The following is a 16,903-nucleotide window of genomic DNA, read 5'->3' on the forward strand; positions in this document are numbered from 1 at the left end:
ATATGACCGACCTTCCAAATACAGCCAAAGCCGTCATCATCGGCGGCGGCATCATCGGCTGCTCGACCGCCTATCACCTTGCCAAGCTCGGTTGGACCGACACGGTGCTGCTGGAGCGCAAAAAGCTGACTTCGGGCACCACATTCCATGCTGCGGGTCTGGTGGGGCAGCTGCGTTCGAACGCCAATATCACTCAGCTGCTGGGATATTCAGTCGATCTGTACAACAAGATTGAAGAAGAAACCGGTCTGGGAACGGGTTGGAAAATGAATGGTGGTTTGCGCCTTGCCTGCAACGAGGAACGCTGGACCGAGGTCAAACGGCAGGCCACCACAGCCCATTCCTTTGGTCTGGACATGCAGCTGCTAACCCCGAAGGAAGCGCAGGATCTTTGGCCGCTGATGGATATCGGTGACGTCATCGGCGCGGCGTTCCTGCCCACCGATGGGCAAGCAAACCCCTCGGACATTACCCAGGCGCTGGCCAAGGGAGCGCGCATGGCAGGCGCGAAGATATTCGAGGATACCAAGGCCACCGATCTTGAAATCGAGAACGGCAAGATCCGCGCCGTAATCACTGAACATGGCCGTATCGAATGTGAAAAGGTGATCGTGTGTGCCGGTCAGTGGACGCGCGATTTTGCCGCCAAGTTCGGTGTGAATGTGCCGCTGGTGCCAATGGAACATCAGTACATGGTCACAGAACCATTTGGTGTACCCGGTGATCTGCCTACCCTGCGGGATCCCGATCGGCTGACCTATTACAAGGAAGAAGTTGGTGGGCTCGTCATGGGCGGTTATGAGCCGAACCCGATCCCGTGGGCGGTGAATGGCATACCTAAAGATTTCCACTACACCTTGCTCGACAGTAACTTCGACCATTTCGAACAGATCATGGAGCTGTCGCTGGGCCGGGTGCCAGCGTTGGAGACCGCGGGGATCAAGACCCTGACCAATGGTCCCGAAAGCTTCACTCCGGATGGCAACTTCATTGTAGGTGAAGCACCAGAGCTAAAGAATTTCTTTGTTGGTGCTGGTTTCAACGCCTTTGGCATTGCTTCTGGCGGTGGCGCCGGAATGGTGCTGGCAGAATGGGCCGCCAAGGGCGAGCCGCCCTTTGACCTGTGGTCCGCCGACATTCGCCGTTTTGGCCGCCCGCATTTCGACACCGATTGGGTTCGCACCCGAACAGTCGAAGCATATGGCAAACACTACACTATGGCTTGGCCTCATGAAGAACACGAGTCCGGCCGCCCCTGCCGCAAGTCACCGCTGTACGATACGCTTATGGATCAGGGCGCTTGCTTTGGCGAAAAACTGGGTTGGGAGCGTCCGAACTGGTTTGCCGACGCATCGCTGGGTGAAACGCCCAAGGACGAATACAGCTTTGGTCGCCAGAACTGGTTCGCTGCCGTTGGTCGCGAACACAAAGCGGCCCGGGAGGCGGCCGTGCTGTTCGATCAAACATCGTTCGCCAAATTCGCGCTGAAAGGCCCCGACGCCCTGGCTGCGATGAACTGGATATGTGCCAATGATGTGGACAAACCGGTGGGCGCTCTGGTCTATACCCAGATGCTGAATGACAAGGGCGGAATTGAATGCGACCTGACCGTGGGCCGTGTAGCGCATGATGAGTTCTACATTGTCACCGGCACAGGCTTTGCCACCCACGATTTCGACTGGATCAGCCGCAATATTCCGGACGGGCTGAACTGCCAGCTGTTCGATATCACCTCCTCAAACGCAGTATTGTCGCTGATGGGGCCGAAATCGCGAGACATTCTGGCGGCGGTTACCCGCGACGATGTGTCGAATGACGGGTTCAAGTTTGGTACGATCCGGACAATCGGTATCGCCGGTTGCCCTGTCAGGGCACTGCGGGTGACATATGTGGGCGAGCTTGGCTGGGAACTGCACTTGCCTGTTGAATATGCACAAACAGTCTACACTGCGCTGATGGAAGTAGGGCAGCCACACGGGTTGGTTAATGCAGGCTACCGCGCAATTGAATCTCTTCGGTTAGAAAAGAGTTACCGCGCCTGGGGATCTGACATCGGGCCCGATCACACGCCGTTTGAAAGCGGTCTGGGATGGGCTGTGAAACTGCGCAAAAACATAAACTTCAAGGGCCGCGCGGCAAGCGAAAAGCAAAAGGCCGAGGGCGTCAAAAAGATGCTGGCCTGCTTTACCGTCGACCCTGATGTGGTGCTGTTGGGCCGCGAAACGATATACCGGGATGGAGAACGTGTGGGTTGGCTAACGTCGGGTGGCTATGGTTACACGACCGGCAAATCCATCGGTTACGGCTATGTCCGAAACCAGGGTGGTGTCGATGCGGAATTTGTTACGTCCGGCACATATGAGTTGGAGGTTGCGACCCAACGTGTCCCCTGCGACGTTACACTTCAACCGCTTTACGATCCCAAAATGGACCGTATCAAATCGTAACACAAACCCCTGTAGCTTGGATGAGGTTGGGGCAAATGTGTCCCAACCTCATTACCTCGGGAAAGGTGTTCATTTTCCAGTTAAACCAAGAGGTGTCCCGGCAGGATTTACTGTCCAGATCACCAGGTTGCCGGCAGATTTGGAATGCACAAGCACTTTGTTTCCTGTTCTCGCCGCGCAACGTCAAATACCCCGCCGCACTACCTGCGCTGGTGGGGCACAAGTCAGATGTTCAACTGCATGGATGACTTTGTTCGGTCCATTGCAACGAATGTCCTGAACTTTCGGATGTTCTTGTTCGAGAAGAATAACCGTTGGGTAAGCTTTTCATATTCCGACATATCTCGAACGATAACGATCAGAACAAAATCCACTTCACCAGTAACATAGTAACATTGCTGAACCTCAGGGGCACCAAAGAAGCTGTTCTTGATTTCATCGATTTTTCCGCCTGTCTCGGTTTTTAGTTCGACTTCGACGAAAATGGTCAGCGGCAATCCCACGGCTGCCGGATCAATATGCGCTGATTGCGCGGCAATGATCCCTTCCGCCTCCATGCGTTTGATCCTTCGCTGTACGCTGGGCGCAGACAGATTCACGCTTTCACCGATTTGACGGTGCGGCACCGTATTGTCCTGCTGCAACACCCTAAGAATCGCGAGATCGAAGCTATCCAGACTTCCTGATGAAAATTTTTGCTTCACGGCAACCTCATGCAAGTTTGTTTCAATTTTACCTGCAACTTAGAGCAAAAACATCACCGCCATTGATTTATTTTTGCACCATCAATGGAAGGACCACAAAATGCTCGCAAACTTTGAGACTGTCGGAATTGAAAGCCATGCAGCCAAGCCACGCTTTGGCCATGCCGCCGCAACCACTTTACCCCGCGAGGGTTTTGACCTCGCGCAGCGGGAAATTCAAAGCTGGAATGGATATGAAAGAGCCCCAATGCTATCCCTTCAAGGTCTAGCCGATGCGCTGAATCTGGGCACAGTCTGTTACAAGCATGAAGGGTTAAGATTTGGCTTGGGCAGTTTCAAAGCACTTGGCGGCGCTTATGCGGTTCTGCGGGTATTACAGCGTGAATTGACCGAAAAGGCAGGCCGGGAAGTCACCGCTGATGAGATTCGAAACGGCACCCATGCTGCCGGAATTGCAGACATAACCGTCATCTCCGCAACAGATGGCAATCACGGGCGTTCAGTGGCTTGGGGTGCCCAGCGCTTCGGCGCGCCTTGCCGAATTTACATTCACAAAGAAGTAAGCGAATTTCGCGCCGACGCAATGCGCCAGCTGGGGGCCGAAGTGATCCGAGTTGATGGAGATTACGACGCTTCCGTAGCAAAGACCCGCATTGATGCAGCAGAACACGGCTGGTTGATCGTTTCGGATACTTCCTGGCCCGGTTACACTCAGGCACCGCTTGATGTCATGGCTGGCTATGGGGTCATGGCGCGTGAGATCGTGCAGGACTTAGCTTTGCCACCCACTCATGTCTTCCTGCAAGGCGGCGTTGGAGGCTTGGCGGCTGCCGTCACCGCGGTATTCCTCCAGGATTGGGGGCAGAATGCTCCGCGCGTCATCGTGGTCGAGCCTGAATTGGCCCCCTGCCTTTTTGCAAGCGCCCAGGCAAATCGGCCTACAGCCGTCGAAGTAGGCGAAGAAACCATAATGGCTGGGTTATCCTGCGGCGCGCCGTCCGAATTGGCATGGAACGTTTTGGGAGAGGCCGCCAGCGGTTTTATGACGATCCCTGATCAGCTTGTGGCACCGGCCGTCCGCCTATTGGCAAACGGCGCTTTCGGAGATGAGCCAATCGAGGCTGGCGAAAGCGCCGTAGCCGGTCTGATTGGCTTGATCTGCGCGTCATTGCGCACCGACCTGCGACAACAATTTCAAATTACACCAAAATCCAGAGTGATGTTAATCGGGTCAGAGGGCGTCACAGATCCGCATGTTTTCAACCGGATCATGAATGATAGCAACTGACATGCGGAAATGACCCCGCTTGGTATTCCCCCTTGGTGGAAGCCGCGCCCGGCTTCCACCTTCCGGCCAGGCCGCCGGAGTTTACCTCTGTCCCACCTGCAAGATACGCCTTTGTCCTTAGCCAATCATGCAGGTTCACTTCCTTTCGACAGAGAACCGCGTTCCCCAAGGGTCCGTCAGCTCTTGCGGTTGCAATACAGTCCCATCCGTCAACAGCACGATCTCGTCCAAGCCGCTGCTGTCAGTTGGACGAGCTTTTGCACCATTGCTGTTCCAGATATTGCCTGCAAAGTGATGGTGGTACCCGCCCGAACTGTAGAACCCTGCTGAACCTTCGTGCAGCATGCAGTCCTGCGCTAGATGTCGCGTCATAAATTCGTCGACCGAATTGATATCCCCGACCTGAAGGTGGACATGTCCGACCACCATATTTTCCGGAGCCCCGGACCAGTCTGTCCGTGCTGCACCTGCAATGGCCCCCAGATCCAGATGATGCGAGCCCATGCGGGTATACTTTCCATCCATCTGCCATGTATCAACAGGCCGGTCGGCGTAGATTTCGATCCCATTGTCTTCTGGATCGTTGAGATACAACGCCTCGCTGACGTCGTGATCCGCCGCCCCGGTCAACGGGATGCGGTTTTGTGCAGCATAGATCAGCCAGCGTCCCAGGTAATCGCGGTCCGGCATTAGAAAAGCTGTATGGAAAAGGCCCGCCGCATGCGGATAGCGACGCGCGGTACGGTCTTGGCGCAACTCGAGCAGAACGTTGTTTCCAGCGCCCAGTTTCAGGGTTTCGCCATCCCGCGCCAATTCCTCAAGGCCGAGCACTTGTTGGTAAAAGGTCCCAACAGCGTCCAGATCGTTCACAATCAGTGCCACACGGCCGATTGACACGGGGGCTTCACTGCTTTTCACGCCAAAGACTCCTTTTCTGAGGTTCGAAACCCCCTTCCCATCAACCGCGCTGGCGTAAGCCCGCGTACCCAGCATATCCGCGATCATCGCTGTACTGGCGGCGGCAGTCAAACCTCAGGCCATCCTGTTTAGAAATCCTCGCCTGTGCACATTGCCGGGATTGCAGCATAGAGACCCTCGGCAAGCACGCGGTACAGATCGACCTGCACATCACGATCGGCGGCCAGTTCACCGGCAACAGCCTCGATCAACTCAACCGGCCCCTCGCCACACGCGGTGGCGTGCTGAACATAGGTATCGCCAATATACCACGCGAAGTTGTTGAGGTTCCGGTAAACCAAAACATCCCGACAAAACCCTTCGGACAGTTTGATCGAGGCCTGGGTTTGTGCGTCTTTGCTTAGCTTATCGGCAGGGAGCGGGGTACCTGCCCAAGTCGTCCGCCCATCATACCGACGTCACCCAGTGGACCCCTCGGACGACGTATTCGGCATGCTCCCCAATCTTGCACGCGTATCTTCTTTTACATCGCCCATGGCCATGCGCGCGAAGGCTTGCCGCCAGCCTGGGACGAGGTCTGACAGATTTGCGAGGGCTTCGGCATCTTCACGGGAAACTCGTCGTGTTAGACGGGCGCGGGTCACGTACAACACGCTCCAGTCCGGATTGCGCCTTTCAATCAACGTTATTCGATCTCCTGCTTCGACCTCACCGGTTTCCAGAACACGGTAGTACCACCCTGTGCGACCCGTTTTCTGAAACAGGTAGGGCATCCTTTCATTTCCAGTGTGCAGTCCCAGTTTCCAGCAGGGCTGACGGCCCTGGCTGATTTGAACGATTGCCGTGCCCAGCCTCAGGATGTCGCCAATGCACAGATTTTCCTCGGTCAAACCGGTTGTTGAGATGTTTTCACCAAAAGCAGCGGGCACTGCGCCGGGAGGCAGCTGCCCTTCTCTCTGCCAATCCGCATAGTGATCCTGCGCATAATGGTGAATGGCTTTCTCTGCACCGCCATGCACGGTCAGGTCCGCCTGTGCATCGTCAGAAAAACCAGTAAGAGAAATGACCTGACGGCCAGACACCCGGTCCTTTTGAATGGCAGAGGGCGGCCTTGCTTCCCAGCGGTTCGTGACACGACCCAGGAAAATGCTACCGATTTCTGAGGATAGTTCAGGAAGGAACATTCAGGCTTCTTTGTGTTCGATGCATATCTTTTCTTCTTCGCCGCGCTCGAGGCTAAGGTTCAGCAAAGTGCAAAAGTCATTTCCCACGCCTGTCTCATGATAGGCGCAGGTCATGCATTTCCCGAACGAGTGGCCACCGTTCGCTGCCAATGCCAACCTCAAGCTCTGAAGAAGACCCTCCTTGAGGGACACCTGAACGCTGGCGGGCAGATTGCCAATGGCGTCTGCAATCGGATTGGCCTCTGCCAAAACGGCGCGACCAGCCTCGTTCAACTCATACGAGATCGACCGCTGGTCAGATTTTTGCCGGTGTTCGGCGGCGTATCCCTTGCGCACAAGCGCCTTCAGGGTCTGGGACATCGTTCCGCGTGTTGTCCCAAGGTATTCTGCGACATGTGACGGTGAACGGGAAAACTGATTTGCCTCGGACAGGTACTCCAGCGCGGCTCTTTGCGTCGGATTCAGGTCGCCCGCCCAGCCCGCAGCGGAATCTATCCTGGCAAGGCGGTTGATAAGGATACGAATATTGTGATCGTTTCTCATGCTACATCAAGTAGCGAGTCGAAATTAAAGTTGCAATGTGTTTCTTCTTATTATAGCGAGTCGCTATTACTTGACCGGAGATGAGAAATGACACTTACTTGGAAATCACTTGCTGCCATTGTGATCGGAGCTTCACCTGCCATCGCAGACGGCACTCACGCCCTTCATCAGGAGGGGGCTGTTATCTCTCCCGCTGATGCCAGCATGGCGGCTGACTTCGACATCCTTGCAGCGCATGCGCATCGCAACGGCAATACTGTTACGTTTCACATGACCACCAGCGGCACTGCCGGGGCTTCGGTTCCAGCGGCAACCGGGGCAGTGGGCGGGTCAGACGTCTGGTCCTATGTGTGGCCTACATCTCTGGATCCGTCCGCAGTGGGTTTCGAAGGCGGCACCGGCATCCTGGCAATGGCAGCAGCCAGCCACCCGGATTTTGACGACACGCCTCTTTTTGATGAAAACGGCGATGGCAATCCAGCCAATGATGGCATCGAGTGGCACAGCCACTGGGTTGTACTCACCCCGACCGAAGCTTGCGGCCCGGGCGCCCTTGCAGTGCGCGATATTCCCGAAGGGTCGACGCCAAAGCTTCCTGCGACCTGGCCTGGGTTCCCAATCTTTCTGGACAGCCCTGGGTTCACACCGCTGTTCGATGGCCCGGAAATTCAGGTTAATGCTGGGTTTTCCAGCGACGTTCAGCTTGAGGGCATCGCTTATGATGGCGTGACCTCTGCCCTGCGGGTAAACGCCAACATTCACGCTCCGCTGTTGTGCGTCACGGATGTTTTCGACATTGCGTCGGGCGACCTGAGCCTGCCGGGCAAGCTTCAGTAACGGTATCAGCCGGTCGCTTCACGCAGGCGTCCGGCCCCTGAACAAGAGAGACCAATATGCAAGCACCTGAACTACAGGTCAGTGAATGGTTCAACACTGACAAGAATTTAAAGCTTTCGGATTTCCAGGGTAAGGTTGTCCTGATTGAGGCTTTCCAGATGCTGTGCCCAGGCTGCATCCTCCATGGCATTCCTCTGGCACAAGCTGTGCGGGAGCATTTTTCCAGCGAACACGTCGCCGTAATCGGTTTGCACACCGTTTTCGAACATCATGACGCGATGACCCCGGTATCACTGAAAGCCTTTCTTCACGAATACCGTATCAAATTTCCTGTGGCGGTCGACAAACAGGGCACCGGGCCGTTGCCGGAAACCATGGCGGCATACGGAATGCGCGGCACGCCCAGCCTTGTTCTGTTGGATCAGTCAGGACGGATTGCAGCACATCACTTTGGCCAGGTCTCAGAGCTGCAAGTGGGTGCAGAGATTGGCAGCCTGCTTGCCCGTAAGGCTGCTGCTGAGGACGCAAGTCGGCACCCCAGTCAGGCCAGCCGGTGTGATGACACTGGCTGCGCTGTGTAAAACGGAAGTGTAGAGAAGACAAACCAAGGCGCACTTCCCATTCTCGGTTTGTGCTACTTGGGTTCACCCTTTTCTTAACTGTGCAGGTCTGCCCTGGTTTCACATGATCGTTTCGGCCAGGCACCACGCCCGTTTCAGATTTGAATACCGCGATAGCAATAAGGCCGGATCATCTGGAATACGGTTTCACACCGGTCGAGGCAAGTTTCGCAAACTCTGTCGTGTTCGGCTGCCAACCTTGTCGTGTATGAGCGAGTGATGCCAGTGAAATTCTTACTAAATCCGTGCGATCGGCAAGCTTCGTCGATACCTTGTTTCTTGCATTACTCGGGGGAAATGGCGGATGAAGTTCATTCACATCACTGATATACACCTCGTCCGCGACTCCGGACCGCTCAATGGCGGTTTTCCGTCCCAACGGTTGGACGCCTGCTTGGACGATATCCTTCAGTGGCATTCCGATGCGGCGTTCTGTGTCATCTCTGGCGACTTGGCTGAATTTGCCGAGGAGGAGGCCTATCGGGCTCTCAAGGCGAGACTGGCCGCATTTCCTCTTCGCTCATTTCTGCTGATTGGAAATCACGACGACCGAGCCGTTTTCCAATCGGTCTTCCCGGATCATCCAAAGGATGCCAATGGGTTTGTCCAGCATCGGTTCGAAATGGACGAGGGTGTTTTCTTGTTTCTCGATTCAACCAAAGACGGGCGCGATGTGCATGAAGGGCAGCTTTGCCCTGCCCGGCTGGACTGGCTCAGGCAGCAACTGACCGAAGCCGAGGACAAGCCCACCTATGTGTTTTTGCACCACCCACCCTTTGACCTTGGCATTCCCCTTGTGGACGATATCAGGCTGGTCGAGGCGGACGCCTTTGCTGATGCCCTCAAACTCGGACGCAATATTCGGCATGTATTTTACGGTCATGTACACCGCATGACCTACGTGAATTGGCGCGGCTTTCCATTTACCAGCCTGCCCAGCCTCAACCACCAGGTCCCGTTGAATGCGACCAGCGTCGATGGCGAGTTCTGCGACGAACCTCCGGCCTACGGTGTGGTACAGATTGCCGAGGATCAGCTGACGGTGCATTTCAACACTTTCCTGCAACGCAACCCATTGCATCAGACCTGAGGCATGGAATCCTACTGGATCGCATTGGTTCTCGTTTCGGCGGCAACCCACCCATTGCGCGACCTTACGCTGAAAGGGGTTGCGCATCCGGTGTCGTGCTATGTCGGGGTGTCCCTGACCTGGGTGATCCTGGCGGCGGTTCAAACGCTGGCCATGGGACATGATCTGAGCCTGCCTTATGAGGTCTGGCCCTTTGTCGCGATTTCGGCCCTTGGGCTTGCCTTCTATTACTACGGCACGTTGTCGGCCCTGAGACGTGGAAACCTTTCGGTCTATTATCCGATCATCCGTTCGTCGCCGATTGCCATTGTCGCTTTCAGCTGGCTGGCCCTTGATCAGCATTATTCGTGGTTCACATTGGTGGGAATCGCGCTGGTCCTTTTAGGCAGCCTGATGATCCAGAAGTCGCCCGGCGGCCTACTGCACGATCACAGAGCATTCGCGCTGGCAAGTATGGCGATGCTGGGGTCGGCTGCCTATTCGTTAAGCGATGCCCAAGCGATGAAGCTGACCAATCCGGCACCTTTCCTGTTTTTCACCTATATTCTTGTGACACCGCTGCTTGCTGGCATCAGGGCCTGGGAAGATCGCCACTTGTCAGCCCCGTTCCTGGGGGTCGTGCGGGGCTGGGCACAGGCACCGGTGCGGATCGCATTTGCCGGGATCGTGTCCTATCTGTCCTACCTGTTCATCCTGACCGCTTTTCAGCTTGGGGCTGAGGCCGCCACAGTCAGCGCGGTCCGGCAAGCATCAATCCCGGTTTCGGTGACCCTCGCAGCGATCATCCTCAAGGAATCCCGCTTTCTGCACCGTATCGGCTGGGCCAGCCTGATCGCACTGGGAATTCTCTTGATTACGCTGTCCCGAGGTTGAACCTGCATCCACTGTCTTGACGTACTGCGAATTCACCATTCTTCCACTGGCCTTGTTTGGGATCTCTCTGGACGAAAATGGCCGGTCCTGAAATGACATGCACGACAGAACCAAAGGTCAGAAACACTCCATCTCTGGACCCAATGCGTAGATGCCATAGTCGTTCAGACAGAGCGAATACGCCAAATCCTTAGCGAAAAATGAACTTGGCAATCCCTAAGATCGAAATGCCGCTATATTACCCGATCTCCAGATTATTGCAGAAACAGCCCACACCAGTCACCGGCCACTGATTCTGCCGAGCCATTCGGATGTCGCTTCTAGCCCTTGCCGCAGGATAGTAAACATATGCTCGATTTCGCCTTGTGTAATGATGAGGGGCGGCGAAAGAACACACATGTTGATCACGGGTCGAACAAGCAGACCGCGTTTCTGGCATTCCATATCGATACGGCTGCCAATCTCATAGTCGCGCCCCAGCTCGCTCTGGGGATCGCCATCGACTGAGCACTGAACACACCCCATCAATCCCATCCCACGCGCATCGGCCACGATGTCAATCTGGCGCAACTGCTGTAACTGATCCTGAAATACTGGGCCGACTTTTCGAACGTGTTCGAGTATCCTTTCCCGCTCGATAATCTCGATGTTTTTCAACCCGGCAGCCGCGCTGACCGGATGGCCCGAATAGGTATAGCCATTCGAAAAGGTGGCATCTTTTCCCGCAACATCCGCAATCAACCTGTCAGAAATAATCGCGGCCCCCATCGGCGCATACCCGGATGTCATTCCTTTGGCACAGGTGATTATGTCAGGCTGAATGCCAAAGACAGCCTCGGAGGCGAACCAATGACCCAAACGACCGAAAGCCGTCACGACCTCGTCGGAAATATACAATACATCATACTTCCTGCAGATGTTCAGGCAGCGTGCGTGATACCCAATTGGTGGTACGATGACGCCGCCCGAGGCCAAAACCGGTTCGGCGATAAAAGCGGCAACATTTTCCGGGCCAAGTGCCACAATGGCGTTTTCGAGATCGGCAACTTTCTCGTTCAGAAAGCTTTCATCGCTTTGACCGGGCGCGCGGTAAAGCGGGTTCACGTCCGGCAGGAAATGCGCCAGGTCGTCGGCCTTGTCGAGCCAGAGCCTGTCACGTTCCTTCCCACTGACGCTGGCCGCCAGATATGTGCTTCCGTGATAGGCTTTTTGCCTTGAAATGATTTTCTTTTTCTCTGGCCAACCCATTAGGTTGTTGCGGAAATGGACAAACCGGATGGCAGTATCAACCGCAGTGGAACCGCCGGTTGTAAAGAAGACATTATTCAGGTCACCCGGCGCACGTTTGGCGATTTCGCGGGCAAACTGTGCCGCAGTCGAGTTTGTGTTGTTGAAGGGCGAGAAATAGGCAAGGTTCCGGGCTTGCTCGGCCATTGCTTCGGCCATTTCCGCGCGTCCATACCCAATCTGGGTGCACCACATGCCCCCCGGTCCGTCGATCAGGCGTGCACCTTTTTCGTTTATCAGATGAATGCCGCTGGCACCTTCGATAAAGGTGCGGTCGTTTTCACCCAAAGCCTCCATCCCTTCCCACGGGTGCAGGAAGTGGTCGTTGTCCCATTGCTTTACGTTGGAACTATCCATGGCGCGCCATGCTTTCCGCGCTTAACACAATGGGAAATTCTTCGCGTACCCGAGCGTCCAAAGCGCCAAAATAATTAGGAAAATGGCTGTCGAGGATGGAATTCGCCTTGTCGCGGGCGCGGTCCAGAAGATCCGTTTTCCCCTCATTCTCCCAAGTGTCCGTACGCTCGCGGTCCATAAGCTGAGGGTAGACGAATTCGCTGTTCATATAGCTCAGCGTGTGCGGATTGCCGAGGAAATGACCCGGATCTATGGCACATTGGTGAATCACATCCACCGCCATGGTTTCATCGGTAACCTCTATCCCGCGCAACGATCGCAGGATCATGCCGCCCGCTTCGTCATCGATGACCATGCTTTCAAAGCTGCATCCCATAAGACTACCGATCATACCACCAAACTCGCACAGGCGATTGGCGCCGGCATGCGCTGCAAGGGTAAAGGTCAGCGCCTTTTCCAACCCGTATTGTGCATCGGGTATTTTTGCATCGGTCATACCTGCACCCACCGAAGTGGGAAGGCCGTAAAAGTTGCCCATCTGAATTGCTGCGGCACCGATCAGCGCCTGTTCGCCGCTGCCGCCAGTGAAAGACCCGCTGCGCAGGTCCGTAATGAAGGGCCAGGCCGCAAAGCAGATAGGGCAACCCGGCGTGATCAGGTTGACGATGGCGACGCAGGCAAGTGTTTCGGCGACGGTTTGAACCAGTGTTCCCGCAAGCGTCGCCGGAGCCGTGGCCCCGGCTTGAGGCGGCACGGCCAGATCAACAGTCAGGCCCAGCTTGGCAGTATCGATCAAGATTTCCATGTTTTCCTTGCCGATCCGCAGAGGGGAAACAATGGGGCAGCCGCCGAATATGACGCTTGGCTTTTTCAGGAAAGCCCCCTCGCCGCCCTGAGCCAGGTCAAACATGCGGATGGCATGTTGAATGTGGCTGCGGTCGCGGAATGTCAGGCAGGCGGGTTTTTGGCTGCCTGCAAGCATGGCGTAAATGGTGTTCATGTCATGGGTGAAATCATCGGTCACATCCGTCGCCAGAACCGTGTCGCCCAGCATGTGAATGTTTTCCAATCGGTCTACCAGGCGGGTGAAATCATAAACATCACGCAGAACCGACGGACGATAGGTTTTGGTTTTGGCATCGAATGTTGTCACGGCGGTTCCAGAGTTGGCGAAGTAAACGCTCTCTGCCGAACAATGCATGTCGTCTTTGCCTTCACGCTCTCCGCGGGCATAGACATAAAACTCCTTGGCAGCACCAGCCAGGATGTCTTCCATCAGGGCGCGTGGAAAGCACAGCCGATTGAGGTCACTCAACATTGCACCTTTGGGAAGCACCAGCTCAAGCAACTCCGGGAAATGGTCGGTAATACCGGTTTGTTCCAGAACGGTCAGGGCTGCATGATGGATGTTCTCCATATCGATTTGAGTCAGAGGTCTATAGCGTCCGCCGCTCAGACCCCCGCGTACGGCTTCGTTACCCGTGGTCGTCTGTTGTACCTTCAGACGCGCTGCGCGCCCGCCGCCCCCGCGACGACGTGAACGGGTTGTTTCATTGGTGCTGTTCATGTCGCATCCTCTGCCAAATCAATAATCTCACGGCGAAACCAGTCTTTGTCTGCATCGGCCTTTGGGCGCTCGAAATCGCGGGCGGCGCGATGGCCGGCAAAAACCGCGTCTGCGATCAATCCCGGCGACGCGGCATCACCAATGAGGTCAAGGGTTTTCAAACCGGCCCCCTTCAGGCTGTCGAAAAGGGCGGTTTCACGCCAGCGCTCGGTCACCAGAACCGTTGAGGCGCACGGGATTTCAATTTCGCGGCCGGTAAAGACACAGCCGATCCGCACCGCGCCGCCCTGAACCGCCGTAAGCACCTGATTGCAACGGATATCGACGCCCAATTCAATCATACGGGCCTGGATGCGGGACTGTTCCAAAGTATGAACGGCGTAGGCCGAAACCAAACTCTCTGGCGTGGCAAAAATGACCTGATATCCGGCAGTCGCCAGTTTCTCGGCAATCACTCCCGCCAGATAGATGTGGTCATCATCATAGATCATCACCGGGCCGCCCGGGGGCAGAACCCCATTCATGATCTCATCAGGCGTCAACACATTGGCATCCGGCATGACCGTGGGCAGGCGGCGCTGCGTGTTGCGACCCACGCCATCTGCGCGCCAATAGCTGCCGGTTGCGACAAAGACATGTTCGATGCCAAGCTCGGAGACTTGTCCGGCTTCGAGCTTGCTGTCCGTGAACAACTGTACGTTGGCCCGCTGCTTCAGATCGTTCAGGCGATAGTCAACCACCCGCGACCAGGCGGCGAGGCCGGGAAGTCTGCTTTCCCTGCCAACCCGTCCACCAAATTCGGTCGAGGCCTCGGCCAGTGTCACCTGATACCCGCGCCGTGCCAATTGCATGGTGCATTCCAGCCCCGCAGGTCCGCCACCGATGACCAGCACTTCTGCCTCGCTTTTTTTCGGCTCAATGATCTCGGGGTGCCAGCCGCGGCGCCATTCCTCGCCCATCGTTGGGTTTTGTGTGCAGCGGATCGGAACACCCAGATTGTCCGACGACACGCAGATATTGCAGCCGATGCATTCGCGGATTTCGTCGATCCTGCCTTCCTCGATCTTTTTTGGTATGAAAGGGTCCGCAATGGATGGCCGCGCGGCACCGATAAGGTCGACAATTCCCTTATTGACCACCGACAGCATCATGTCCGGGGACGTCAGTCGGCCAACGCCAACAACAGGTTTTCGGGTGATCTGTTTGACGTGAGACAGAAACGCGTTCTGATAACCATCTTCGGGCTGGAAACGGGTCGTTGCGCTGTCATTGGACCAATCCGCCACATTCACGTCCCACAGGTCGGGAAGATCGGCCAATAGCTCGACAATGGCGCGGCCTTCTTCTGCCGCCTGCATACCGTCGGCGCCCATCATCTCGTCAATGGCAAAGCGGAACGCCACGGCACAGCTGTCGCCTATGGCATCGTGGGTGTCTTCCAGCAGTTCACGGGTCAGCCGCACTCGATTTTCAAGCGACCCCCCATATTCATCGCTGCGCTGGTTCATATGGGGCAGCATGAAATGCTGTGCCAATGTCATGTTGTGCCCGGCATAGACATAAACGATGTCAAACCCGGCCTCTTTCGCGCGCAGGGCCGCGTCGCGGTGCCAGCGGCGAAGTTCCCTAATATCAGCCTTGTCCATGGCCTGCGCATGCTTTGGATGCGTCGTATCCACAGACATTTCGGAAGGTGCAAGAACCGGAGCGCGGGTCAGTAGATTCTGCGCATGGTTGCCGTTATGAACCAGTTGGATGGCCGCCAGCGCGCCATGTGCATGCACTGCATCGGTCATCAGCCGCAGCGCAGGCACATCGCGTGCATCCCACAATCGCCCTTCAGGGAACGGGGACAAATCCGAGGTCGGATGAATCTCGGTTTCCTGATTAGACACCACGGCCCAGCCACCTTCTGCTTTCATTCCCCGCACGGCAGCGTCCGCCCGCGGCCTGAGATGCCCCATCCCGGTGCAATGCGGCACCTGATAAAAGCGGTTTCTGGCTGTCACCGGCCCGATCTGGATCGGTTCAAAAAGCAGAGCATATGGGTTCGCGTTCGACATAATCACGCGTTTTCCTGTAGTTGGGTTCCGGAGCCCTTAGGCCCCGGATGATGGGTTGTGTTAGAAGCCGGCTTTGATCCGCTCGAATTCGGCCAGCATCTTCGCCTCAAGCTCGGGGTTCACAGCATCAAAGAACAAGCTGCCTTCGAAGAAGCTTTTGGGATCGGAAAAACCATAGGCTTCGATATTGGCCTGATCGGCGATTTCAAACGCTTTTGCGTTGGAATGCGGGTAGCCCCAGTTGTCGATGATGTACTGACCACTGGCAGGGTCCGTAAGCGCGTTCAAAAGGTCATAGACCTGATCGACCGGTGTCGTGGACGATTTCAGATGCACATAGCCACACGCCCAGGTCGCGATGCCCTTGTCCACGTTGCGCATCATGGCCGCGGGCACTTCGTTCCAGATCAGGTTCAGTTCGGACTGGTTCCAGGCCCAACCCATTTCGATCTCGCCACTGGTCATGGCCTGGTCAAACTGACCCGCATCGGACCAGTAAAAGCGCATGTTTGGATGGATCGAGCGCAGGAAATCCGATGCTTCCTTGAATTGCTCATCGCTCAGGTTGGTGTAGTCATCCGCGTTTCCGGTGGCCAGCGCGGCCAGGGCATAAGCAGACGATGCGGCATCCGGGATGGCGATTTTGCCCGCAAAGGCCGGGTCCGCCATCAGTTGCAGCGAGATGTCATCCCCCGAGATCTTGTCGGTGCGATAGATCAGGCCCGTGTTCCCCCATTCAAATGGCAGCATGTAAAGCTGGCCGTCCAGAACGATGGCGTCGACCTCTTTGATCTCGGGCAGCACATCCGTCCAATTGGTCAGCTTGCTTTCGTCCAAAGGCTGAATCAGATCAGCTGCGACCCATTTTCTGACAGCGTCGGAACAAGGATGTGCCAGATCAGCGGTAAAACCGGAACTCAGCTTGGTAAAGGCTTCTTCCTGGCTTCCGAAATAGGAATAGCTTGGCGCTTCATCCCCGTATTTTTCCATGTAGCTGGCAAAGAACCCGGGATCTTCATATCCCGACCAGTCAAAAACCGTCAGATCAGCGCCACCTGCACTGGCACTGCCTGTCGTTAACGCCGTCGCACATGCGAAGGCCGCAATTCCCTGAAGTTTCATTCT

General features: G+C 55.9%; 15 protein-coding genes. 6 read left to right on the forward strand and 9 right to left on the reverse strand.

The features are described 5' to 3' along the window. Positions 1 to 2: 2 nt before the first annotated feature. Positions 3 to 2,447: a GcvT family protein gene (locus ACR3FC_RS18825; protein WP_480477737.1), complete on the forward strand. Its 2,445-nt coding sequence runs from the start codon at positions 3 to 5 to the stop codon at positions 2,445 to 2,447. A gap of 224 nt (positions 2,448 to 2,671) precedes the next feature. Here ACR3FC_RS18825 and ACR3FC_RS18830 read toward each other — a convergent pair whose 3' ends face one another. Beyond that, entirely contained in the window at positions 2,672 to 3,151 is a 480-nt protein-coding gene (locus ACR3FC_RS18830; protein WP_480477739.1) for an Lrp/AsnC family transcriptional regulator, read from the reverse strand. Between the two features lie 100 nt (positions 3,152 to 3,251). Between ACR3FC_RS18830 and ACR3FC_RS18835 the strand changes: the two genes are divergently transcribed. Next, on the forward strand, positions 3,252 to 4,439 hold the full coding sequence (locus ACR3FC_RS18835; protein WP_480477741.1) for a diaminopropionate ammonia-lyase: 1,188 nt from the start codon (positions 3,252 to 3,254) through the stop codon (positions 4,437 to 4,439). Positions 4,440 to 4,574: 135 nt separating this feature from the next. Here ACR3FC_RS18835 and ACR3FC_RS18840 read toward each other — a convergent pair whose 3' ends face one another. From ACR3FC_RS18840 to ACR3FC_RS18855, 4 genes are all read right to left on the reverse strand, one after another. Next, entirely contained in the window at positions 4,575 to 5,444 is an 870-nt protein-coding gene (locus ACR3FC_RS18840; RefSeq protein WP_480477743.1) for a VOC family protein, read from the reverse strand. Between the two features lie 41 nt (positions 5,445 to 5,485). After that, positions 5,486 to 5,698: a hypothetical protein gene (locus tag ACR3FC_RS18845; protein ID WP_480477745.1), complete on the reverse strand. Its 213-nt coding sequence runs from the start codon at positions 5,696 to 5,698 to the stop codon at positions 5,486 to 5,488. 117 nt (positions 5,699 to 5,815) lie between these two features. Continuing rightward, positions 5,816 to 6,541, reverse strand: a complete 726-nt coding sequence (locus ACR3FC_RS18850; RefSeq protein WP_480477747.1) for an MOSC domain-containing protein — start codon at positions 6,539 to 6,541, stop codon at positions 5,816 to 5,818. Further along, the gene (locus tag ACR3FC_RS18855) at positions 6,542 to 7,084 is read right to left on the reverse strand and encodes a MarR family winged helix-turn-helix transcriptional regulator (RefSeq protein ID WP_480477749.1); all 543 of its coding nucleotides are present in this window, start codon (positions 7,082 to 7,084) and stop codon (positions 6,542 to 6,544) included. Between the two features lie 87 nt (positions 7,085 to 7,171). Here ACR3FC_RS18855 and ACR3FC_RS18860 point away from each other — a divergent pair, with 87 nt between their 5' ends. From ACR3FC_RS18860 to ACR3FC_RS18875, 4 genes are all read left to right on the forward strand, one after another. Continuing rightward, positions 7,172 to 7,921 carry a hypothetical protein gene (locus ACR3FC_RS18860; protein ID WP_480477751.1) on the forward strand — a complete coding sequence of 250 codons (750 nt, stop codon included), beginning with the start codon at positions 7,172 to 7,174 and terminating at the stop codon, positions 7,919 to 7,921. Positions 7,922 to 7,977: 56 nt separating this feature from the next. Beyond that, positions 7,978 to 8,502: a redoxin domain-containing protein gene (locus ACR3FC_RS18865; RefSeq protein WP_480477753.1), complete on the forward strand. Its 525-nt coding sequence runs from the start codon at positions 7,978 to 7,980 to the stop codon at positions 8,500 to 8,502. A gap of 343 nt (positions 8,503 to 8,845) precedes the next feature. Further along, positions 8,846 to 9,631, forward strand: coding sequence for a phosphodiesterase (locus tag ACR3FC_RS18870; protein WP_480477755.1), 786 nt, complete (start codon positions 8,846 to 8,848; stop codon positions 9,629 to 9,631). Between the two features lie 3 nt (positions 9,632 to 9,634). Next, entirely contained in the window at positions 9,635 to 10,504 is an 870-nt protein-coding gene (locus ACR3FC_RS18875) for an EamA family transporter (protein ID WP_480477757.1), read from the forward strand. A 279-nt stretch (positions 10,505 to 10,783) separates the two neighbouring features. Here the strand turns inward: ACR3FC_RS18875 and ACR3FC_RS18880 are convergent, their stop codons facing one another. The 4 genes from ACR3FC_RS18880 to ACR3FC_RS18895 are packed head-to-tail and all read right to left on the reverse strand — an operon-like array spanning position 10,784 to position 16,900. Beyond that, entirely contained in the window at positions 10,784 to 12,148 is a 1,365-nt protein-coding gene (locus ACR3FC_RS18880) for an aminotransferase (RefSeq protein WP_480477759.1), read from the reverse strand. Next, positions 12,141 to 13,715: a trimethylamine methyltransferase family protein gene (locus ACR3FC_RS18885; RefSeq protein ID WP_480477761.1), complete on the reverse strand. Its 1,575-nt coding sequence runs from the start codon at positions 13,713 to 13,715 to the stop codon at positions 12,141 to 12,143. Before ACR3FC_RS18885 ends, ACR3FC_RS18880 begins: the two co-directional genes overlap by 8 nt. Beyond that, complete coding sequence (locus ACR3FC_RS18890; protein ID WP_480477763.1) at positions 13,712 to 15,778, reverse strand: FAD-dependent oxidoreductase; 2,067 nt, start codon at positions 15,776 to 15,778, stop codon at positions 13,712 to 13,714. Before ACR3FC_RS18890 ends, ACR3FC_RS18885 begins: the two co-directional genes overlap by 4 nt. Before the next feature lie 60 nt (positions 15,779 to 15,838). Then, the gene (locus ACR3FC_RS18895) at positions 15,839 to 16,900 is read right to left on the reverse strand and encodes an ABC transporter substrate-binding protein (protein ID WP_480477765.1); all 1,062 of its coding nucleotides are present in this window, start codon (positions 16,898 to 16,900) and stop codon (positions 15,839 to 15,841) included. Between the last annotated feature and the right edge of the window lie 3 nt (positions 16,901 to 16,903).

The sequence above is a fragment of the Ruegeria sp. AF3 genome, from assembly GCF_056536285.1.

Excerpts from the sequence above, each read along its gene's own strand:
- ACR3FC_RS18885 (WP_480477761.1), bottom strand. The coding sequence starts at position 13,715 with ATGAACAGCACCAATGAAACAACCCGTTCACGTCGTCGCGGGGGCGGC.
- ACR3FC_RS18895 (WP_480477765.1), bottom strand. The coding sequence starts at position 16,900 with ATGAAACTTCAGGGAATTGCGGCCTTCGCATGTGCGACGGCGTTAACG.
- ACR3FC_RS18855 (WP_480477749.1), bottom strand. The coding sequence starts at position 7,084 with ATGAGAAACGATCACAATATTCGTATCCTTATCAACCGCCTTGCCAGG.
- ACR3FC_RS18860 (WP_480477751.1), top strand. The coding sequence starts at position 7,172 with ATGACACTTACTTGGAAATCACTTGCTGCCATTGTGATCGGAGCTTCA.
- ACR3FC_RS18850 (WP_480477747.1), bottom strand. The coding sequence starts at position 6,541 with ATGTTCCTTCCTGAACTATCCTCAGAAATCGGTAGCATTTTCCTGGGT.
- ACR3FC_RS18880 (WP_480477759.1), bottom strand. The coding sequence starts at position 12,148 with ATGGATAGTTCCAACGTAAAGCAATGGGACAACGACCACTTCCTGCAC.
- ACR3FC_RS18825 (WP_480477737.1), top strand. The coding sequence starts at position 3 with ATGACCGACCTTCCAAATACAGCCAAAGCCGTCATCATCGGCGGCGGC.
- ACR3FC_RS18890 (WP_480477763.1), bottom strand. The coding sequence starts at position 15,778 with ATGTCGAACGCGAACCCATATGCTCTGCTTTTTGAACCGATCCAGATC.
- ACR3FC_RS18835 (WP_480477741.1), top strand. The coding sequence starts at position 3,252 with ATGCTCGCAAACTTTGAGACTGTCGGAATTGAAAGCCATGCAGCCAAG.
- ACR3FC_RS18865 (WP_480477753.1), top strand. The coding sequence starts at position 7,978 with ATGCAAGCACCTGAACTACAGGTCAGTGAATGGTTCAACACTGACAAG.
- ACR3FC_RS18875 (WP_480477757.1), top strand. The coding sequence starts at position 9,635 with ATGGAATCCTACTGGATCGCATTGGTTCTCGTTTCGGCGGCAACCCAC.
- ACR3FC_RS18870 (WP_480477755.1), top strand. The coding sequence starts at position 8,846 with ATGAAGTTCATTCACATCACTGATATACACCTCGTCCGCGACTCCGGA.
- ACR3FC_RS18840 (WP_480477743.1), bottom strand. The coding sequence starts at position 5,444 with ATGATCGCGGATATGCTGGGTACGCGGGCTTACGCCAGCGCGGTTGAT.